General features: G+C 38.2%; 30 protein-coding genes. 13 read left to right on the top strand and 17 right to left on the bottom strand.

Annotation, left to right across the window (positions count from 1 at the left end):
* Positions 1–23 precede the first annotated feature (23 nt).
* The 3 genes from AYT27_RS03690 to AYT27_RS03680 all read right to left on the bottom strand — a co-directional run bounded on the left by AYT27_RS03690 (position 24) and on the right by AYT27_RS03680 (position 4,044).
* Positions 24–1,826 (bottom strand): ShlB/FhaC/HecB family hemolysin secretion/activation protein, encoded by a 1,803-nt coding sequence (locus AYT27_RS03690; RefSeq protein WP_011180627.1) that lies wholly within the window; start codon positions 1,824–1,826, stop codon positions 24–26.
* 771 nt (positions 1,827–2,597) lie between these two features.
* Positions 2,598–3,737: a PBSX family phage terminase large subunit gene (locus AYT27_RS03685; RefSeq protein WP_049784545.1), complete on the bottom strand. Its 1,140-nt coding sequence runs from the start codon at positions 3,735–3,737 to the stop codon at positions 2,598–2,600.
* A complete protein-coding gene (locus AYT27_RS03680; protein ID WP_011180626.1) occupies positions 3,718–4,044 on the bottom strand; it encodes a hypothetical protein in 327 nt (108 codons plus the stop codon). Before AYT27_RS03680 ends, AYT27_RS03685 begins: the two co-directional genes overlap by 20 nt.
* Positions 4,045–4,342: 298 nt before the next feature.
* Here AYT27_RS03680 and AYT27_RS03670 point away from each other — a divergent pair, with 298 nt between their 5' ends.
* A complete protein-coding gene (locus AYT27_RS03670; RefSeq protein ID WP_011180624.1) occupies positions 4,343–4,801 on the top strand; it encodes a hypothetical protein in 459 nt (152 codons plus the stop codon).
* Between the two features lie 98 nt (positions 4,802–4,899).
* On the top strand, positions 4,900–5,289 hold the full coding sequence (locus AYT27_RS03665; RefSeq protein ID WP_011180623.1) for a hypothetical protein: 390 nt from the start codon (positions 4,900–4,902) through the stop codon (positions 5,287–5,289).
* A 29-nt stretch (positions 5,290–5,318) separates the two neighbouring features.
* Here AYT27_RS03665 and AYT27_RS03660 read toward each other — a convergent pair whose 3' ends face one another.
* The 6 genes from AYT27_RS03660 to ssb form a co-directional block, all read right to left on the bottom strand.
* A complete protein-coding gene (locus AYT27_RS03660) occupies positions 5,319–5,588 on the bottom strand; it encodes a type II toxin-antitoxin system RelE family toxin (RefSeq protein ID WP_011180622.1) in 270 nt (89 codons plus the stop codon).
* On the bottom strand, positions 5,572–5,799 hold the full coding sequence (gene relB / locus AYT27_RS03655) for a type II toxin-antitoxin system RelB family antitoxin (RefSeq protein ID WP_007346764.1): 228 nt from the start codon (positions 5,797–5,799) through the stop codon (positions 5,572–5,574). The genes AYT27_RS03660 and relB overlap by 17 nt, the downstream gene beginning before the upstream one ends.
* A 107-nt stretch (positions 5,800–5,906) precedes the next feature.
* On the bottom strand, positions 5,907–6,239 hold the full coding sequence (locus AYT27_RS03650) for a type II toxin-antitoxin system PemK/MazF family toxin (RefSeq protein ID WP_011180620.1): 333 nt from the start codon (positions 6,237–6,239) through the stop codon (positions 5,907–5,909).
* A 93-nt stretch (positions 6,240–6,332) separates the two neighbouring features.
* Complete coding sequence (locus tag AYT27_RS09745; RefSeq protein ID WP_011180619.1) at positions 6,333–6,497, bottom strand: AbrB/MazE/SpoVT family DNA-binding domain-containing protein; 165 nt, start codon at positions 6,495–6,497, stop codon at positions 6,333–6,335.
* 41 nt (positions 6,498–6,538) lie between these two features.
* Complete coding sequence (locus AYT27_RS03640; protein ID WP_011180618.1) at positions 6,539–7,072, bottom strand: hypothetical protein; 534 nt, start codon at positions 7,070–7,072, stop codon at positions 6,539–6,541.
* 53 nt (positions 7,073–7,125) lie between these two features.
* On the bottom strand, positions 7,126–7,572 hold the full coding sequence (gene ssb, locus AYT27_RS03635) for a single-stranded DNA-binding protein (RefSeq protein WP_011180617.1): 447 nt from the start codon (positions 7,570–7,572) through the stop codon (positions 7,126–7,128).
* A 211-nt stretch (positions 7,573–7,783) separates the two neighbouring features.
* Between ssb and AYT27_RS03630 the strand changes: the two genes are divergently transcribed.
* Positions 7,784–8,074 (top strand): CopG family ribbon-helix-helix protein, encoded by a 291-nt coding sequence (locus AYT27_RS03630; RefSeq protein ID WP_011180616.1) that lies wholly within the window; start codon positions 7,784–7,786, stop codon positions 8,072–8,074.
* Positions 8,071–8,343, top strand: a complete 273-nt coding sequence (locus AYT27_RS03625; RefSeq protein ID WP_011180615.1) for a type II toxin-antitoxin system RelE/ParE family toxin — start codon at positions 8,071–8,073, stop codon at positions 8,341–8,343. The genes AYT27_RS03630 and AYT27_RS03625 overlap by 4 nt, the downstream gene beginning before the upstream one ends.
* Before the next feature lie 4 nt (positions 8,344–8,347).
* Here AYT27_RS03625 and AYT27_RS09680 read toward each other — a convergent pair whose 3' ends face one another.
* From AYT27_RS09680 to AYT27_RS09180, 6 genes are all read right to left on the bottom strand, one after another.
* On the bottom strand, positions 8,348–8,851 hold the full coding sequence (locus AYT27_RS09680; RefSeq protein ID WP_011180614.1) for a hypothetical protein: 504 nt from the start codon (positions 8,849–8,851) through the stop codon (positions 8,348–8,350).
* Between the two features lie 180 nt (positions 8,852–9,031).
* Positions 9,032–9,481 (bottom strand): hypothetical protein, encoded by a 450-nt coding sequence (locus AYT27_RS03615; RefSeq protein WP_223396434.1) that lies wholly within the window; start codon positions 9,479–9,481, stop codon positions 9,032–9,034.
* A complete protein-coding gene (locus AYT27_RS03610) occupies positions 9,402–10,652 on the bottom strand; it encodes a DUF1376 domain-containing protein (RefSeq protein WP_011180612.1) in 1,251 nt (416 codons plus the stop codon). The genes AYT27_RS03615 and AYT27_RS03610 overlap by 80 nt, the downstream gene beginning before the upstream one ends.
* Positions 10,642–11,121 carry a crossover junction endodeoxyribonuclease RuvC gene (locus AYT27_RS03605; protein WP_011180611.1) on the bottom strand — a complete coding sequence of 160 codons (480 nt, stop codon included), beginning with the start codon at positions 11,119–11,121 and terminating at the stop codon, positions 10,642–10,644. The genes AYT27_RS03610 and AYT27_RS03605 overlap by 11 nt, the downstream gene beginning before the upstream one ends.
* A gap of 136 nt (positions 11,122–11,257) precedes the next feature.
* A complete protein-coding gene (locus AYT27_RS03600; RefSeq protein WP_011180610.1) occupies positions 11,258–11,617 on the bottom strand; it encodes a hypothetical protein in 360 nt (119 codons plus the stop codon).
* Positions 11,618–11,619: 2 nt separating this feature from the next.
* On the bottom strand, positions 11,620–11,982 hold the full coding sequence (locus AYT27_RS09180; protein WP_034459412.1) for a hypothetical protein: 363 nt from the start codon (positions 11,980–11,982) through the stop codon (positions 11,620–11,622).
* 84 nt (positions 11,983–12,066) lie between these two features.
* Between AYT27_RS09180 and AYT27_RS03590 the strand changes: the two genes are divergently transcribed.
* The 9 genes from AYT27_RS03590 (at position 12,067) to AYT27_RS03545 (ending at position 17,825) form a co-directional block, all read left to right on the top strand.
* On the top strand, positions 12,067–12,405 hold the full coding sequence (locus tag AYT27_RS03590) for a helix-turn-helix domain-containing protein (RefSeq protein WP_011180608.1): 339 nt from the start codon (positions 12,067–12,069) through the stop codon (positions 12,403–12,405).
* Between the two features lie 238 nt (positions 12,406–12,643).
* Positions 12,644–13,018: a hypothetical protein gene (locus tag AYT27_RS03585; protein WP_011180607.1), complete on the top strand. Its 375-nt coding sequence runs from the start codon at positions 12,644–12,646 to the stop codon at positions 13,016–13,018.
* Between the two features lie 63 nt (positions 13,019–13,081).
* A complete protein-coding gene (locus tag AYT27_RS03580) occupies positions 13,082–13,438 on the top strand; it encodes an antA/AntB antirepressor family protein (RefSeq protein WP_011180606.1) in 357 nt (118 codons plus the stop codon).
* A gap of 14 nt (positions 13,439–13,452) precedes the next feature.
* Entirely contained in the window at positions 13,453–14,184 is a 732-nt protein-coding gene (locus AYT27_RS03575; RefSeq protein WP_011180605.1) for a Rha family transcriptional regulator, read from the top strand.
* Between the two features lie 12 nt (positions 14,185–14,196).
* The gene (locus tag AYT27_RS03570; protein WP_011180308.1) at positions 14,197–14,580 is read left to right on the top strand and encodes a hypothetical protein; all 384 of its coding nucleotides are present in this window, start codon (positions 14,197–14,199) and stop codon (positions 14,578–14,580) included.
* Between the two features lie 441 nt (positions 14,581–15,021).
* Positions 15,022–15,801, top strand: coding sequence for an ERF family protein (locus AYT27_RS03560; RefSeq protein WP_011180311.1), 780 nt, complete (start codon positions 15,022–15,024; stop codon positions 15,799–15,801).
* Between the two features lies 1 nt (position 15,802).
* Positions 15,803–16,426, top strand: coding sequence for a lambda exonuclease family protein (locus tag AYT27_RS03555; RefSeq protein ID WP_011180604.1), 624 nt, complete (start codon positions 15,803–15,805; stop codon positions 16,424–16,426).
* 110 nt (positions 16,427–16,536) lie between these two features.
* Positions 16,537–16,785, top strand: a complete 249-nt coding sequence (locus AYT27_RS03550) for a hypothetical protein (protein ID WP_034448587.1) — start codon at positions 16,537–16,539, stop codon at positions 16,783–16,785.
* Positions 16,786–16,787: 2 nt separating this feature from the next.
* Complete coding sequence (locus AYT27_RS03545) at positions 16,788–17,825, top strand: tyrosine-type recombinase/integrase (RefSeq protein WP_011180602.1); 1,038 nt, start codon at positions 16,788–16,790, stop codon at positions 17,823–17,825.
* Positions 17,826–17,881: 56 nt separating this feature from the next.
* Here the strand turns inward: AYT27_RS03545 and AYT27_RS03540 are convergent, their stop codons facing one another.
* Positions 17,882–18,181 (bottom strand): HigA family addiction module antitoxin, encoded by a 300-nt coding sequence (locus tag AYT27_RS03540; RefSeq protein ID WP_011180601.1) that lies wholly within the window; start codon positions 18,179–18,181, stop codon positions 17,882–17,884.
* Positions 18,182–18,199: 18 nt separating this feature from the next.
* Positions 18,200–18,481: a type II toxin-antitoxin system RelE/ParE family toxin gene (locus AYT27_RS03535; RefSeq protein ID WP_011180600.1), complete on the bottom strand. Its 282-nt coding sequence runs from the start codon at positions 18,479–18,481 to the stop codon at positions 18,200–18,202.
* Positions 18,482–18,815: the final 334 nt, after the last annotated feature.

Here is an 18,815-nt window from a genome sequence, read left to right as displayed (position 1 = left end):
GCTTGTATTCGCCATCACTATCCTTAAAGATCCATTGTTAATGTCATTAAAAACGTGCCTGACTTCTTGTGCTTAATCGTGCTCCAGAAAATACTGGAATAACTAGCATCAAGAGAAACCATCCCCCCTGAAAGCTTGACACCTGCTGTCCAACCAGCAAGCTGTTCATGCGTAAAACCATACAAAGCTTGCGGAAAAACACGACCATAGTCCAAACCAACAAAGGGGCGAAGTTCACCAAAAACCTTTTTGAGCGTCGCGTTATTGCTCCACCAAATGGTGCGCAGAAACAGCTCATTACGGATAAAAAAACCGTTATTGCCAAAAATCAAACTCTCGCGCGTGCCTCGAACATTGGAAGCACCTCCCAACGAAATCTGCTCTGCACCCAATAAATTATGCGGTGAATATTGACCACTCAAAAGATTGCTCAATAGAAAATTCCACTCACCAACCTTAAAGGGTGTCATAACGCTGAGTGTGCCGGTAAATTTTGCAAATTGAGGCTCCGCATCCCCCGCTCCTGGAACATGTTTCTTTACAGATTGAAATAAAGGAAGTCCTTGCAAATAACTCACATCAAAGCTCCATGTGCCCCCAAACATCTGGCGAGTATGCAAAATGCCAAAATTAGCTACACTATATTGACGGCTCCCAACCTCTATCTTATTGCCAAGAAGGTAGTTGTTGCTCCTTTTATAGGAAAGACCCACATTCAAAATTGTCAGGGAAACACTATCACGATGAAAAACCCTGCTTGTACTGGCATGTAATTCACTCGAATCCCCCGTCGTCTCAATATCGGTAAAATTGCCAGGAAGAATACTTTGATAATTATAAGCATAGCCATTTAAACCAAAGCTCCAATAACCATAGGGAATGCTCACACTCGCTGAAATGTTATTGCTATGGCCCTCTTGTGTGCTCCCACCCCAATAATCTGATTGACTGCGTTGATAGCTAAAATTCCACGCATCATTGAAACCTAAAATATTTTCTAACGTTAAGCCCGCTTTATAACGCGCATAACCCGTGGAGGATTGTCCCATATTGTCATGAGAAACACCAACCTTGAAAGCTTTACTAGGCCGATTGTTAATATTCACAATGGTGCTACCATCTTCACGACCCGGGAGAAGTTCGCTTTGAGCGTGCCCCGAAAAAAGCCTGTTGATTTGATCAAGCCCCTGTTCAATATCGCGCATATTCAGAATATGCCCTTCCAAACCCGGAAAAGCACTCCAGACAACATAATTATGAGAAGAAGCTGGTAAACCATTGTAATAAATATCCGAAAGCTTGCCCTCAACCACAACAAGTTTGAGCGCCTTGCTGCTTTTGATATCCTGATCTGGGATATAAAAACGCGCCGTGATATAGCCTTGATCCAAATAAATCTGGGTTAACTGCTTGATTAAAAACTGGATATCAGAAAGACCTATACATCTTCCAACATAAGGACCTGTTACAGCTGCTATAGAACTCTTCTTGAGATGATAAACCCCATCAACAATAATATCATGAATTGGAAAGCAGTACCCACTCCCCCAAAGTGCTCTCGGCTTTCCTTCAAAAGGCCTTGTCATGCCTTTAGGCGTTAAAGCACGTAAATTCTCAATGCTTTCCAATTGCTGCTTCTCTGAATATCCGCGAGAAAAATTCTCCGTTGGAGAATGTGGGGATAAAACAGAAAAAGACCGACCATAAACCATTACGCCATGAAACAAGTCAAATAACACTAAAATGGCAAGAAAAATTCTCAAAAGAGAACTTTGGCGTAAAAAGATGAATAACAATACAAATTGCCCCCGCTTTGCACCATTCATGAAGCATTGTTTAAAAGAACTTCATGAACCTCTAACAATACCACTCAAAACAGCCACGACCCTATGACGCTTTTAACAAAAGCACATGCCGTAACCAAAGAAAAGTGATACCCAAAAACTGCTTTATTTAAATTGCTGAAAGTTTCTCCCCCACATTCATATAAAAGACCCCTAACCAAAACTGTTTAGCTCGTTAATGCTTAATACCTCAATATTCCCATAAATATAAAGGATAAATTTGCTAAATCATGTCCCCTTATTCATAGAGTGAACCTTCAAAGTACGCCTCATCTATGAGTTTTGAGGATTCCCTTTATCCCCCTTTATATATTTTTTTCAATCAAAAAATAAAAGTCATTATATTTCAATAAGTTAATTTTTAAATAAACAACCTATATTAAAATGCAATCTGCAAATACAACTCATAGTATATTTTGAAGGTATTTTGGAGGTTTGAGAAACCTTCAAAACCTATCTGTAAAATGCTTCAAAATACTCATTCTGATATTAAAAAATACACACCGCATTTGTCTTGATTAACCCGTCAAACGAATAGCAAATTTCACTACTTTGCTGATTTGGAACTCGATCATGGGCTGTCGATAAATAGCCTAAAAACCTTTTGAAAAAATTCTATCGGCTTTATTTGCTTTTTATGGTCTATTCATACATGCCAATCTTATATAAAAAATGGTCAAATGAATCATGCATAAAAGGATGGATTCTTAAGTGGATCCATATAAAATAATTAAATACAAGCTATTGACTTTATTAGTTTTTTATGCATAATACGGTCGTCTCTTCATGAAACCAAACAGAGGGTAAAATACGCCGCACCGCCTCGATCCGCATCTTGACAGCACCAGCCCCTTGATGAGGGATCACTTGCGTTTCAAAGCCCGCATCATTTAACGCACTCTCAAAACTCACATTATGTACACGGTCCTTTGTTGCGCCATCATGGGGAAGAACCATCAATGCCTTCTCATAGCCATTGCGACGTAACCAGCCTATATGCTCGGATAACGGCTGCCCTTGTGCTTCGTAATAATCCAAAACACGGATCTCTCTGCCAACAAATTGCGCTATCCATATCGCCGTCGCATCTGCCTTGGCACCCGTGCCCCCAATATCCCAAAAGGCACGCATCTGCATTAAAGGATCACGTGCAACACGCCCTATCCGTCCCTCCTGCTCGGCTGCTAACATTTCCTTTTGATAGTAAGCGCCTTGAATAGCGGTAAGATAAGCCCCCTCCCATATATGTTTATAGGTCTCTGGACGATTCTTCAGATCATCAAGCCGCGCTTCATTCAAGATCTTGGGAAATTTCGGATTGTCTGACCAGTTGATCTCTACACGCTTAATGGCTTCATTGTTTGAAAAGCGAAACCGCCTTTCAACCGGTGCATTATCTCGTAAGGGGTTCCACGTTACCCATAACTCTGCTCTCCACCCCTCACCTTCTTCACGTAAAGTCGGTATAAGCGTTTGCCAAGCTGTCTCTGTCACAGGCTCTGCCTCATCAACCCAACAGAGCAAAATGCGCCCCATGGATTTGATACTGGCTATATTACGATCTAGTCCCGAAAACTGAAAAGCAATACGACCATCAATCGACTTAATCGAAGATTCTCCAACCTTATAGTAGTCCTTTAAAAAGTCATGACCTTCAATGGCCCGTTTAATCTCCTCTAAAGAACTCTCTGCGAGAGAATTTTGAAACTGACGTGCGCAAAGGATAGTGCCTGATATTCCTCCCATGCCAAATTGATAGCCTTTTAAAGCCGCCATCAAAGCAAAGGATCTTGTCTTTCCAGACCCTCGTCCTCCCCAAGCAGCACGCACCGCCGCCTTACCTGTAAAAATCGCTATAAGCTTTGGGACAATCTTAATCTGTCGTGTTGTCATGACCCAAAGGCGCGATTTCCACGCGCCCTATCATCTTAATCGCCCCGCCATCCTCCCCTGTCACTTGCAATGGCAACACCTTACCAAGCAACGCTAAATAAGCGGCGGGGCATTTAAGTGCCTGTTTTTCCAGATAAGAGATTAATCCTTCTTTACCATATTTACTGCCTGCTCGTTTAGCAGCTTCAATGACTGACTCTTTCAAAAGGCTCGTTGTTTTATTGGGTACGCCTTTTACCCGCCCTTTTCCTGCATTGGGTGGCAATTTTTTTGGGTGCAAAGTCATCTCTGTATTTTCTGCTGTCATAAAATACTTTCTCCCAATAACAAAAAGCCCCGCAAAACACAGGGCTCTCAGTAATCATGTCAATTTAATAAAAGAAGTTGAGGGGGAATTATCTACTGTAATTTTAGACGCAATTCGACCACTACAGCAGCTCTATAAAACACCATTATTCACGCCATGTCAACAAAAAAATCACGATATTGTATATTTTTTATTTTCTTGCCTAAATATAGTGTCTTTAGCACCAAGCAACACCTCACAATTGTATCCTCTAAAAGAATCAATTATATGACTGATAATTAATAAATGGGGGGAAACAATGCGTGATATTGTCATAGTAATAGTGGGTATACTCATACTATGGAGTATAGTCTCTGACATGTGGGAAGAAGCAGAAAATGGTCGGAATACAGAATTTCAAGGTACTCTTTTATTAGTCATAGTACTCGGTGTGCTTTGGTATCTTGAATTTTCAAGAAACTTTTTATTAATAGTGGCAATTTTGCTGTTTGCTTGGAGAAATTACCTAGGAATAATAGCAAATTCTGAACATGATCGCTTAGTCGAATACTCTCAGATGGCATTTGATTATGAGAATGAAAAAATTAATAAAGCGATTATACAACGAAACGAAGCGGTTAAGGAAAATAGTAGGATGGTCGATAGACACTACAAAGCGATTAAGGAGCGAGACAAAACAATTGAAGAATTATCCGAAAAGCTTTGGCAACAACAAAAACAGATAATGATAATGGAGAAACAAAATGAATCTGGTTGAGAAAAAAATCAATTAAAGGTTCAATACTATGACTGATAATTAATAAAAAGGAGAAATTTTAGTGTTATTTTTCAAAATAAGCAGCTCTATTAGCCATAGTGATCAATGGGCTTTTTCTTTCTGATTATACCAATAGTGAACTCCCTATTCATTATCAATCTGCTAATATTGATCAAAGTTTATATGAAAGAATTAAAGTTTTACAAAAGCAGTACAAAGCAGAACAGCATCCAAAAAAGATTTTATCAGATAGTGGAATTAATCAATATAACATTTCGTTTTCCACTGTCTCTGATTATGAAAAACCTCAACGACGTATAACATTCGATGATTTAATAATTGTAATAGAAGTACTCGTATTTATTAGTATAATGTCCATCATCATTAACTTACTTTGGCGCTTTAAATTGAAAATTCCTGCTTATTTCTTTTTATTAACAACCGCTCTAATTAGTTGCGCCGTATTACTCCTTTTAATCTTTGATTAAAGATCAAAATATTTTATAAAAGATTTACCTTAACCTTTATATATATTTTTTCTATGTCCAACAGCCAAAACTAATACGACAAGCTCCTTATCATAGAGTTCACAAAGTATCCTGTAATCTCCTACACGATATCTCCATAAACCTGAGAATTGTCCTTTTAAGGGCTTACCTATTACACGCACATCTTCAAGAGGAGCAACGTGTTGATCTAAAAAATCAACAATCCGCCGTGCTTCTTTTTTATCGCATTTTTTTAAAAAACTAAGAGCTTTTTTTTCATATCTAATCGTCCAAGCCAAGCTCTTTCCTCACCTCTTCAGAGCTATAAAAAGTACCCTCTCCCCTTCGAACGCGCTCTCTTACTTGTGAGGCTAAATAATAATCCTCTGCTTCCTCTATGCCACGTTCAATAATCTCGCGTAAATAAAAAGACTTTGTACGTCCTGTCTTAGCAGCTAAATTATTCAAACGTGTTTCGAGATCACTTGGCAACCGAATAGATATCGTCATGATGGAATCCTCATATTTGTATTCACTGTAATACAAATACAACGCATTGTACAGAAAAACGTTTCATCTCATGTTGCTTACTTTAACATCCTTCAAGTGCGAAGAAACTATGTGAGAAATGTTGATAGCTTAGCAAGAACTTCATTCATAATTATGGGGGGAACTGTTTCCATTTTCTTACCCTGACGCGCTGCTATATCCAGAGCACGTGGCTGGTCACAACGTATCACACCTGTTGTATGCAATCCTGTTCCTACCAATGAGACAGCGAAACCTGCGGTTCGAGAAAAATTTCCTCCACTTGTAATGGGTAAGACAATGGGTGTTTTCGTGACACGATTAAACGCCTCTGGTGATACAATCAATACAGGACGCGTTCCTTTTTGTTCATAGCCTGAAGTTGGGTCAAGAGATACAAGCCAAATTTCGCCCCGCTTCATCACAAGAGCTCTCTACCAACAGGTTTAGCATCAAACCACTCCATATCCTCATTCGCAAAAACATCTGAAGGATTACATTGAGCTAACAATTCATCAAAAGTGTAAACTTGAAATTGTCTGTGGCTTCACAACCAATTGTCCATTATCAACAGCCAAACCAACTTGCGTGTTCTCAGTAAGATGAAGAACATCAAGCAATGCCGGCGGTATAGAGAGCATAACAGACCCTCCAACTTTACGTAATTTTGTTGTGTGCATTAAACGCCCTTTCCAATATTATATAAAAATATAATATTTTATCATCTATTCTTCAAGAGCTTTTCATAACAATAAAACATTTCCCATTTACTTTTTGGGTCAAAATATTTCTGGAGAGTATTCAGAGCGATACGCAATGCATTCACAAGATGTGGCAATTCTTGATCTTCCATAACAAGGTACTGTAACGCAGCATAAAGGTTATGCTGTCTATAAAGGCACTGTGCTTCTTTAAGGACCTTTTGCGTATTACAAAACTGTTCTGTTGCACGTTCAACCCACTTCTCTCTTGCTTTGTCATCAGAAGATGATGGTTTTTCATCATAAACAGCGCTTGGTAAACCTTTTGCACACGAATAGTCATTTCTCACTTCAAGATATTTTTGCGTAGCGTCATACTGGTCTTGAGTAAGCACGCCTTGCAAACAAAGCCGCCCAACATAAGACCCCGCAAGTGGATTTTTAGCCTCTTCTATGGTCAAACCAAAGCGTTTAGCACGCATTTCAACTGCCAATTGATTAACAGGGTCTTGACGTACTTTCACTTGTGAAATGTAGGCATCTTTCTTTCTCATACATCCCCCGTATCTGTGGAAATCCACATTCTTATTTTTGCTCTATTTTTTAATCAAAATGGCATGCTGTCATGAGCAGATATGCCATAATCATCAGCACCTGAAGCGATAGCATAACTTTGAGAAGTGACAGACGAAGAGGACGCAGATTGCTCTTTCTTTGCATCAAGTAAATGCAACTCGCCTTTATATTGTGGCAGGACAATTTCTGTTGTGTAACGGTCATGTCCATTTTTATCTTGCCATTTACGGGTTTGTAATTTGCCTTCTATGTAAACCTTTGAACCTTTGTGTAGATACTGAAGTGCTATTTTTGCAAAATGCGGATTAAAAACCACTACGGAATGCCATTCTGTTTTTTCTACTTTTTGGTGCGTATTTTTATTCATATAGCTTTCAAAGGTTGCCATACGAAAATTGACCACCTCAGCACCAGAAGTCATCGTTTTGCTCTCAGGATCATCTCCTAAATAGCCAATTAACATCACTTTATTGAGCATGTTTTCACTTACCTTATATTTGCGCTATCTATAATAGATATTTTATAATATTTATTTTTTATTTTCAATAAGATAATATTATTTATTAAAGTATATAATTAAGAATTTAAAATGGTAAGATATTCATAGCTTTTGTTTCTAACTACTACTATTGTACATGCACTAAAATGTGTTATATTATAATTACATTGTAACATATTAATGGTGTAAAATGGCTGAAACAACATTTACCTTTCGCGTTGATGATGCATTAAAAAGTGAATTTTCTCAGGCTGCAAAAGCATGTGATCGATCTGCTGCACAGCTCTTACGGGATTACATGCGTGATATTGTAAAAGAACAAAAAGAAAAGATAGCGCATGAATTATGGTTTCAGGAACAAGTCCAACTTGGATTAAATTCTGCCAACGCAGGTGATGTAATACCTTTTGAAGAAATTGAAACAGAAGCACAAGCATGGCGCTTTGAAATACAACGCAAGCTGAAGACATCAGATTCATGAAGCTCGTTTGGACACGGATAGCGCATTACGATCGTCAAAAGATACGGGAATATATCGCGCAAGAAAATCCTTCTGCTGCATTAGTATTCGACAAGCTTTTATCTAAAAAAGTAGAAAGACTCATTAGCTTTCCTAATCTTGGTCGTGTTGGCCGAATTAGGAATACGCGCGAGCTTATTGTGCGTAAGAATTATATTATGATTTATGATGTTTCTAATGGCACTATACGGGTTTTGCGCATACTTCACGCAAAACAAAAGTGGCCATAGCAAACTATATTTTTTGGTTTATCCGACATGCTGTTACGCTGTAAATTTCCTCTCCGTCTAAAAACAGGGCAGATGAGTCATGTTTTAAGTTAAGCTGCTTCCGATAGTTTTTGATCTTTTTGTTATTTTTGTATCTGCCTAACTGCTTATCAAGCGCTTCTTCTAGCTGTCTGTCTATCTCACCACCAGCTTGTGAACGCTGTTTGATATTTTCATTCATCTCGTCTATTAAAGCCTCATAACTCAAAACACTTTTAGGTACCGCACCCCCATAAATCCACGCTTTTACTTGCGCTTTGGTGCTAAAGTCCGCATTCTCAGGTATTTTGTAATACTGACCGCCATCAAATTTTTCACACTCTCTTGTACCGTCTTCATATTCGTAGAGATTATAAAAATACTCAGCGGCTCCATCTCCCCACGGCACATATCCAACAGCGGTTGCAACAAATTTTTTTTGCATGGGCTGTTTACGGTTTTTTAAGAGCAAATGTTTTAAAATGGGCATGTTTTCATCCTATATTTTACCAATAGCGTTATTTGTCTCAAATTTGACCGTATGGTGCGTTTTATGTTCCTAATGTGGTTTGTATCAAAAAAGTTCTAAATCGCGCTGTACGGTGCCTTTTTGTCGATTTAAATGCATGTCTAATCCAAAAGATCAGCACTTCTCACTATTTTGCTGTTTTTAGGCTGCTTTTGAACTCAAGTTGCCATGAAGCTCTTCACAAGGCTTTCCTATTCTCATAAATGAGATGCGCTTGCCTCCTAAGGCTAGGTTACGACTATTTTCAACAGCTATAAACACTTTCTCAGCAGTTCCAGAAAGCCTGTTTTCTAAATCGCGACAATACTGCGCAAGATCAGCACAAGAGGGCACAAAGGTTGTTGACATGCCTTTGGCTTCTCCACGCACAAGATTTTTAACAGCCTGCAACAAAGCCCATAGCGAAATGCCGTTAAGAGCTGTGATATAAGCCTTTGCACGTGCCTCTGCATTCGAAACTTTTTGCATTGTCAAACCACCTTCAAGCACATCAAGAGCCTCTGCAATATCTTCAACAGACGCTTTCAAGGTAAGTAAGTTTTGGACTGTTTGATAAGTTGCAAAAGCTTGTTCCTCTAGAGCTGGTGTCAATTTCACGCCATCGATTAAGGTCAATGGATACTCCCTTGTGACGTATTGCGCCATCTGTTGTGCAATGTCTTGAAGTGGATTCACTAAATCCTGCTTTACGGATAAGATTACGGATTGTCTCTCCGGTACCACCACAAGTTCTTTGATCTTTTGAAAAGTTTCCATTGTTTCCACCATTGTTGTTCGTGTTTTTTGTTTTTTCTAAATCCTCGATAGCCTTTCGCACCCAGTTACGCCAGGTTGCTTGCCAATCGATTTTGGTAGCGTTTGCTCCAGATTTTGAACGCCAGTAATCTCGAAATTTTGCGATTTCAACTTTCACACGCTCTGAAGGCAAGCCCTCTGCAATGGCAAAATCGTAATCGGGTTCAAAATCCTCAGGCAATCGACAACCGCGATTAGCTTTCGCTCGTTTTGCTTTTTTCGGAATGCTTTCTTGCTCGTGACGGGGTGATTGATCTTGGGATGCGGTTTCGATTGGCTCTGATTGGCTCTCGAGATCATGAACCTCGATTGGCTCTTCAACCAAATCGTTCGTTTCTAAATTTTCAAAATCAGTTTCTTTTTTTGCTAATACGATAGTATTAGTTTTTTTATTATTACTGTTAATGTTAGTGTTATTGTTTATGTTATATATATAGGCATCATTAAGCATGTCGTAAGCATCATGCTTAGCATCCTTAAGCATACTGTTAGCATCATGCTTAACCGTTTTAGCATCATTAAGCATTGCTTTAGCATCGTTTTTATCATTGTTTTCAGTGAGTTGAGCATCATCACAAGCATCATTTGTATGTTTATCCCATCTTGCCTGCGCTGCTTTCTTTGCTCTCTCCGATAATTTCTTTGACCGAGATGCCTTCGATACCTTATCTAAGCTTTCATTAGAGTTATTGAGTTCTTCTTCAACTTTTAAACTCCATAAGCGACCATCTGCTAAACGTGTAATATGATCAGTACTCTGTAAAACATCTAATGCTTTCATAAACGTTTTTACTGAACAGCCCGTGTAATTAGCCCAGACCTTAAGATTATTCAAAAGGGGCTTTCCAGTGTAAAGCATTTGCAAACGTAACTTGATATAAACATTGCATTCAATGGGAGATAAACAAGCAAGATCAATAATCCATCTATCTGCAAACAGTCTCGTCCATGGTAATTTACTGGACATACACACCCCCTTCTTTCATTAGATATAAAATTGCCAAAGCATCTGCTTCGTTGTCATCTTTAGGTGCGTGCCCTTTTGCACACACCGCTTTAATCATCTCTTCTTTTGAGGCATTTCCTTTTCCTGTCGTTTCTTTCTTAATCGTCCCAACGGGAATGCCTTCATAAGGAATTTGGTGATGTTCACACCACGCCGTTAAGGTTGCTAACAAGCCGCCATAAACATGCGCTGCATCCGTCCCTACATGACGGCGCACTTCTTCAAAATACACCGCATCAATTCTCCTTGCTGTCATCTTCATTTCAGTAAGCCATTGTTTAAAACGTAAATAACGCATCCCACCGCCTTCAAAACGACGGGGCTGAAAATTCATGACGCCACTGAATATATGACCATCCGCACCACATATCGCCCAGCCCGTCTTGCTTCCTAGATCAAGACAGAGAATAGTTTGTGCATGAGTGATCATAATCCCCCCTTAAGGCTCTACGTATTTATATGTGTGCTATGACAGAGCGTGTAGTCATAAGTTTAAAAAAGTGGACTAACTTAATTCAGAAATACACCGCATACTTCAAACTTCACAAAACTAAGAGAAACAAATCTCACTTACTTTTTTTCTGATTTGTAGATCGCATGCATTTCTGCAAACTATCTACGAAATGTTTTTTGAAACCGTATGCATTGCTATATGCCTTTATAGACAGTGATGGTCCTAAAGCACTTTGAATTATCAAATTATCATTTTCATCAAGAGAAAAATTCCAATCAGAATTATTAAAGACAACTGTGCTGCCGTCTGGAAAATGCATTTCTTTTGTTGAATCTTCTAAAATATGAAAAGTATAATATGAACTTTGCAACACCTTTGTAGAGCTTTGTATTTTTTTATAAGAGACATAAAAACAAAGAAACATGATTATATTGGCAATAAAAAGCACAATAATCATTGCGAAATTGTCCATCTTTATTTTCTTTCTTCATATTGAGACTGCAACATTTCATTTTGTTCGCACGATTTCACCCGAAAAGTAGAACCGTTGACAAAAGAAGACGGTGGAGATAATTTTTCTTTACTCATCAAATTTTGCAAACGTTCAGAATAGAAAAAATCTTCGGGGCGCAAATCAATGTTGTGTTTACGAGCATAGTTTAAAAGCATCACTTGATATTTAGCCGGAATGATTCCGCCCTTACCTTCACGTTTTTCAAGAGAATAAGCCCATTTTCTAACCACAATAACATTACGATTAATGATATTTGCAACCTTATGATGTCCACCAAGATATGTAATTATAAGTTTCGCTGTTTCTGTATATGCTTTTATCATAGCCAATAAAATACGATATAAGGAATATTTAGTCAATACGATAAACGTATTTTTATGTTTTTTAATATTGTAAGGTTTTAAAAAATGATAAATAACTCAAGTATGGTTAAACAAAGAGAGCTAAAAATTTGGATAAAGCAAGAACTCGATAAAATGGGCCGTGGCAGTCAAGCAAAACTTGCGGCCCATCTTGGAGTACGCAGACCAGCTATATCTAATATTGTCAATCTTGATCCTAATAAGGAAATGAGAGATGTTAAAGCTGATGAGCTTGTGAAAATTATGGATTTTTTTAAAGATTCTTCACCTTTTTCCGGATTTTGTTCTGATGATTTCCTTTATTTGTATTCTCAAGCAAATGATTCTGAAAAAAAGATTGTCGAGGATCTTTTAAAATCTCTGCTCGCAGCACGAAATCTATAAAAGCTATTTTTTCACTTTCAGTTAATTTATTTAGCATTACAGTTAGTTGTTTGTTTCTTTCACGATCCAACATAAATTCCCCATTTAAATTTTAAGATAATAAATAATTATGTGGATTATAAATACACATAAATACGTTTATCGTAATTTTTTTCTTGACAATTAATTACGATAAACGTATTTTATTTTTATAAACCACAAACACACAATCGCCAAGAGGCGTTAGGGAGGGGAAATCATGGAAAAGCCAATTTTTATTCATTCCGATGAAATTTTATTAGTTGTGTATGATGATGATCAACACATTGGTCAGTCAGGACCACTTGATGCAAGCCAAGTTCAAGCAATTATTGATGAGGCAGATGATGCAATCCAAATCCTTCGCGTAAATCCTTCTGAGAAGAGTTGTGAAGATATCTCTGAAGAGATCGCAGAAGCATATGTAGAAGAAAATATTGAACGTCTCAATGAGGATAGTGAAGTCCATTACTTTATACGTGAAAGTGATGCCTACAATAGACTTTTAGATGATTTAGCAAAAGAAAAATATAATGATGAGGTCTACGGTACTTACGAACAACAACACCGTTTGCGTCCTTGTGATGTACTTTAAAATTCTTAAGGGCGTTTGAAAAAGCGCCCCCTTTTCCCATCAATAATTGATTAGAGTAATCTTATGAACACACATGATAATGATAGTGAAGGATATCTCATACCTGAAAACGAGGCAGACAACAAAATCGGTTATGCCAAAATGGTCAAAGCCCATGTAATGCATAGGCACTTACATTTGAAACAAGATTTTTCCACTTGGTTTAACGATTGTGTTGAAAAGTTTGATCTAAAAGAAGGCGTGGATTTTGTTTTTACAAAACAAGAATGGAACAGACAGAAGATTTGTCCAAAATCTGAAATAGAAACAGATAAAACCGATAATCATTACTTCAAAATTCACGTAGCAAAGAAAATCGCTCAAGCAGAGCGCCATAGAAACTATGGCAGAATATTATACCAAGACTTGTGTTTTCATTAATTTAGGAAGTGATGATGCGAAACTTTATTACAACATCTGAAAACAATTTTCAAAACACAACAGTCCAAACTATGTCTAGCCGTGAAATTGCAGAGTTATGCGGTAAAAGACATGACCATGTTATGCGTGATATCAAGAAAATGCTTGAAGAACTTAACGCCCCCAAATTTGGGGTGGTTGATTTTAGTGGTTATTATCTTGATAGCAAAGGTGAAAGCCGCCCTTGTTATAACCTCCCCAAACGTGAATGTTTAATTCTCGTATCTGGTTACAGCACTGCTTTACGCGCAAAAATAATTGACCGCTGGCAAGAATTGGAAAAGCAAGCAATAACACCACAAATCGACTATTCAAGTCCAAAAGCTATGATTGGCTTTTTGAATTACCTACAAGGTCAAATAGATCAAAAAGACACCATCATTGAAGATTTAACACCAAAAGCCATGGCTCTTGAAAGCTTACAGCGCCATGATGGGCTCTTCGGTCTTACAGAAGCTGCTAAAATACTCGAGATGCAACCAAAACAATTCATTCAATTTTTACAGCAAAAAGGTTGGGTTTACAGACGTGCAGCAGGTGGAAATTTGCTTCCGTATCAAGACAAAATCCAAAAGCAACTGATGGATTGTCCAACCATCACGCTTCAAACCGCAAGTGGAATAGAAAAAGTCATTCCTTGCGCAAAAATCACCACAAAAGGCATTGGTGTGTTGTCTGAAGAAATCAAAAAACAAAGCATGCATTAAAAGGCAATAAGCATGGAAAAGAAATACGAACTGACTGATGAAACCACCGATATTGTAAGTTGCCATACATTGTACCGCATTCGTGCTTTAAGAGATTTTGATGATGTTAAGGCTGGCGACCTTGGGGGCTTTATAGAAAATGAAAGCAATCTCTCTCATGATGGCAATTGCTGGGTCTATGATAATGCTTGTGTTACTTGGGGTTCAAAAATTTATGACAATGCAAAAATTTATAATAACGCCCGAGTATATGGTGGTGGTCGCATTTTTGAAAACGCACAGATTTACGGAAATGCAATTGTTTATCCCAATGCAAGAATTTATGGCGACGCAAAAATTTACGGAGATTCAGAGATCTGCGGAGAAAGTCGTATCACAACAAACGAGAAAAAATAAATCATGTATAAATATGAAATTAAACCTACCTTATGTGCACAGTTAGTTGTGAGAAATACTCACAATCTAGGTGAACTTTGTATCACTATCTCTGGGTATAAAGACGAGCCTTATGTAGATACCATAATTTCTGAAGACATAATGCATGATTTTTTAGGTGAGGATAATTTTAAAACAATGATGTCATCAAATGGCTTATTGGGATTTACATATTCATATGAATGCATAGCATTTATGTGTACTGGATTTAAAATGGTCCCCCCCTATGCTAACAAAATCCTTATTTCACTTATGTATCATAACTTACGCGCACATACAGCAATATTACAAACTGATGACATCATACAGCCTATAAAATCCAAACTCTAACAACCAAACCAACTTTTAACAGATGCGTGATTCACGCCACGGGGGAATTGCGCTTCAATGGAGGAAATCAAGATGAGTGAACTCAGTATCACGCAAACTGAATTAGTGGAAAAAACAAAAGATTGTGCAATCAAAGCAACGGCTATGGATCGCATTTTAACCAGAGCTTTAGAAAACGATGTCGATATGGACCGTCTCGAGCGTCTGATCGCATTGCGGGAAAAGGAAATAGAACGACAAAACTATCAAAGCTTTGTTGCTGACCTTTCCGCTATGCAAAGGGAATATCAAAAAATACAAAAAAACGCTACAAATACCCATACCAATAGCCAATATGCTACGCTTGATCAGTACATTGATGCCATCAAGGAGACCCTTTCAAAATACCACTTTGCTTTGTTTTCTCGTATCAAGGAACAGAGTTCAGACAGCATAAGCGTAGAAATGACTTTGACGCATCCGTCTGGAAATAAAATAGCAACAGAAGGAAAATTTCCTCATGATACGAAAGGATGTAAATCAAACATACAAGCGGTTGGCTCTGCTATCACCTATGCACGCAGATATCTTTTAGGCATGCTTCTTAATGTTGTAAGTGCAGATGATGATACGGATGGGAACGTGCCTCTCACAAGTGCATTTCCGCAGCAGATCAGTGAGATCAGAACACTCATGGCACAAACCCAAACAGAAGAAACCAAGATACTTGCTTATGCCAAAGTCAACAATCTTGCCGATATGTCTGATGGACAGGCTCAAACGGTATTGCATCTTTTGAAAGATAAACGAAACAAACAAATAGCAAAAGCAGAGCAATCTCTCTCACAACAAGAACAGCAAACGGCGGTGTAACATGGAGCAAAGAACAGCAGAGTGGTTTCAAGCAAGATTAGGCAAAGTCACTGCTTCAAACATTTACAATGTGCTCAGTAAAACAGCCAAAGGAACACCTACTAGCAAATATGAGGAGTACAAAATCAAACTCATGACAGAGCGATTAACAGAGGAAATAAGCCAATCTTATCTAACACCAGCTATGCAATGGGGCATTGAGCATGAAGAGGATGCACTAAAAGAATATGCCATCATTTATGACACAGAGGTCATAAAATGTGGTTTCATTCAACATCCCACCATAGAAATGGCTGGAGCAAGCCCTGATGGATTGATTGGGGAGGAGGGTTTAGTTGAAGTCAAATGCCCACACTCCACCAAGCATCTACGCTTTTATATGGATGGCACTATCAAGCCTGAATATAAGGCACAAATGCAATTCCAAATGGCATGTACAGGACGTCAATGGTGTGATTTTGTCAGCTATGATCCGCATTTTGTAGGCAGATCCCTTCGTTTGCGCATGAAAATTAAACGTATCCACCGTGATGAGAAACAAATTGAACAGATCAATCAAGCAGTTGAGATATTCTTAGAGGAAATAGAGCAAGAGATGAAACAGATCTTGACACAAGCCGCTTGACGTTATGGGGGTGCTCTCTCCTCCCAGCACCCCCACCTTTCCTAACAACTTTTAATAAATGCGTAATTCACGCCATAGGTGAATTGCATCCAAATATAAGGAGAATAGACATGGCACATCATCCACCTACCATAACCCAACCAACCATTGCACGTGCTTTAAGAGAAGCGAAAAAACAAGGATGTGAACTCATAGAAATTAAGCCCACAGGAGAATTATTTATTCATATCAATAAAAGCATAGCATCAACAACGATAGGGAATGTTTATAGCATTGAAGATTTTCCACCGCTTGAAGATGAGAAAGAAGAATATACTACTAACCACTCCTGCCCTTCTGTTGATGGCATAAAGTTTTAGCCATGCCAAAGCGCCGTCCCCCTCATCTTGTCAAAGAAACAACACGCCATGGTAAAGTTGTGTGGTATGTCCGGATTGGTCATGGACCACGGTATCGAATTGAAGGAACCTATGGAACACAAGAGTTTGTTGACAGTTACACACTTGCCATTAAACAAGCGCAAAATGGCACCCCAAAAAGAATGACACAAACACGACTTACAGAAGGCTCGTTTGATTGGTTATTGCATCAGTATTTACAAAGCATGCAATGGCATAATCAATCAGAATCTACTAAAAAAGTGAAGTATAGAATTTTAAATAATGTATCCAAACATATAGGTAATCACGCTTATAAAAGCATAGAAAAGCGCCATATTCTTGATGCTGTAGACAGAAGGCGCGCTACTCCCGCAGCAGCAAAACATTTTTTAACTTCTTTAAACGGTCTCTTTAATTGGGCAGTTGATAATGCTCTTTTAAATAGAAATCCTGCCCTTAATATAAAAGCACCAAAATCTCTTAACAGTGAGGGGTTACAACCATGGCTAGAAGAGGACATAGATAAATACTACCATCATTGGTCACATGGTAGCCATGAACGCGTCTGGATTGATGTTCTTCTTTACACGGGGTTGCGCCGTGGTGACGCAGTTCGTATCGGCTGGAAAGACGTTAAAGATAATATCATCCATCTTAAAACAGAAAAGAGCCAATTTAAAACGGATGTTTTTCTCCCTATTTTACCAGAACTTACAGAAACTCTTCAAATTGGTCCTATAGGAGATGAAACATTCATTTGTGGTAAAAGTGGAAATAAGCTCGTGAAAGAAAGTTTTGGCAACCTATTTCGTGAAGCCTGTAATGCTGCAGGTATAAAAAAGTCAGCACATGGCTTGCGAAAATTAGCAGCAACACGTGCCGCCAATGCTGGTGCTACAGTTTCACAAATGAAAGCGCTTTTTGGCTGGACAGAAGATAAAATGGCATCTCTTTATACCAAAACAGCCGATCGGAAACGCTTAGCTATCGAAGCAATTAAAAAACTACAAAAAGGTTAGAGCAATGTGCGGCGACTAAAAAACTAACCAAAGCACCAAAAAAATTATGAACGAAATCAAAGCGACGTTTGTGGTGAATCAGAAACCAGAGGAGAAATAGGTGGTTGTGCCTGTTGCATTGTTTTCCATAAATTGTAGTTTGTTTGCATATCCAACCAAAATTTCGCTTTACTAAAACCAGCCAATTCTAATTTAATAGCAAGCTCGGTACTCATAGAAGCATGTCCGTTAATCACTCTTGAGAGAGAAGCTCTTGTCATATGGAGATGATCAGCTAACTTTTGTATTGTGAGTCCCATTTCTTCCAAGAAAGCTACTTTTAGAACTTCGCCCGGATGTGCAGGATTATGCATCATTTGTTTTCGTTCCTTTCATCAATGGTAGTCTTGATAATCAACAAGCTCCACATCTGTTCCTATAAAGCGAAAAGTAACACGCCAATTTCCATTCACCCATATAGAATAGTATCCTGTAAGTTCACCTTTAAGAGGATGCATTTTAAAGGCAGGTGCTTTTAACATTTCAGGGCATGTAGCACTCGTTAAAGCTGTTAAGATAACGCGTAATTTTTTTACGTGATCTGGTCGAATAGCTTTTGTAGAACCCGTTGTATAAAATAATTTTAAGCCCTTATGTTTGAAACTCACAATTGCCATTCGCATCCCTTATCGTATACTATTACCATACGGTCAATAAAAATAAGTGTCAAGCGTCATACTGGAAAATCTGGTTATATATTTGGTAAAATGATTGAGAATAAGCTTTTAAAAAAGTTTGGCATAAACAGAAAATAAGTTAATAAAATCACCGGAATCAAAATTCCCTCACCTTTATATAATTTATTGGTTTTATATAAGTATAACGCCCCCACCCCCTCCGCCACAGCACTTTTATCACGCTATAACTTATTGATTTTATGTATGTTTTTTTAAGGTGCGGGATGTATAAATAAAGGTGCGGGAATAGGATTTTCCAACATGCCTGTAGTTT

The organism is Bartonella henselae str. Houston-1 (assembly GCF_000046705.1).
In the GTDB taxonomy this organism is placed as follows: Bacteria; Pseudomonadota; Alphaproteobacteria; order Rhizobiales; family Rhizobiaceae; genus Bartonella; species Bartonella henselae.
This window is presented reverse-complemented; position numbering and strand designations above follow the sequence as displayed.